The organism is Frankia tisae, from assembly GCF_025403405.1.
Taxonomy (GTDB): Bacteria; Actinomycetota; Actinomycetes; order Frankiales; family Frankiaceae; genus Frankia; species Frankia tisai.
This window is the reverse complement of record NZ_JANEZT010000735.1, coordinates 1-965: the sequence shown is the minus strand read 5'-3', so window position 1 is coordinate 965 and position 965 is coordinate 1. Positions and strand designations below refer to the sequence as shown.

Here is a 965-nt window from a genome sequence, read left to right as displayed (position 1 = left end):
GTCCCGAGGCTGACCGTGGATCTGGTGGTGACTTTCGGGTTGCATGATCGGTTGTGTGGCGCGGGGTGACCTGACGAACGAGCAGTGGGCTGTGCTGGAGCCGTTGCTGCCGTCGGAGGCGGACAAGAAGAAGTCTGGCCGGCCGGCGACCTGGTCTCGGCGTCAGCTGATCGATGGGATCCGGTGGCGGACGCGGACCGGGGCGCCGTGGCGGGATGTGCCGGCCCGGTATGGGCATTGGCGCACGGTGTACGGGCTGTTCCGGGACTGGCAGCGTGACGGGACGTGGAAGCGGGTCCTGGCCGCGTTGCAGGTCCAGGCGGACGCGGCGGGGCTGATCACCTGGGATGTGTCGGTGGACTCGACGGTGGCGCGGGCGCATCAGCATGCGGCGGGGGCGTCGAAAAAGGGGATCTCCAGCGGGAGTCCCCGGGTGGTGTTGACACCGAACCGGCGGATCATGGGATCGGGAGGTCCCGGGGTGGGTTGACGACCAAGCTGCATCTGGCCTGTGAGCAGGGGCAGAAGCCGTTGGCGTTGCTGGTCACCGCCGGGCAGCGTGGGGACAGCCCGCAGTTCACCGCGGTGCTGGGCCTGATCCGGGTCCCTCGGCCGGGACGGGGCCGGCCGCGGACGTGTCCGGATCGGGTGCTGGCGGACAAGGCGTACAGCTCGAAGGGGAACCGGGCCTACCTGCGCCGGCGTGGGATCCGTACGACCATCCCGGAGAAGACCGACCAGGCCGCGAACCGCAAGAAACTCGGCAGCCACGGCGGGCGGCCGCCCCACTTCGACCCGGAGGCGTACAAGCAGCGCCACGCCGTGGAGTGCGGCATCAACCGACTCAAACGCCACCGGGCTGTCGCGACCCGCTACGACAAACTCGCCGTTCGCTACGAAGCAACAGTCACCATCGCCGCGATCAACGAATGGCTACCCCGATGAACTTCCCAAACAGGCCCTAG

1 protein-coding gene is annotated in these 965 nt (G+C 68.7%); it reads left to right on the top strand.

Features of this window, described 5'->3' with window-relative positions:
* Window positions 1-43: 43 nt before the first annotated feature.
* Window positions 44-945, top strand: a protein-coding gene (locus tag NBZ85_RS31400; protein ID WP_498041286.1) for an IS5 family transposase whose coding sequence is annotated in 2 segments (ribosomal slippage) — window positions 44-455 and window positions 455-945 — 903 coding nt in all. Because the reading frame shifts where the segments join, the coding sequence is not laid out codon by codon here.
* Window positions 946-965: the final 20 nt, after the last annotated feature.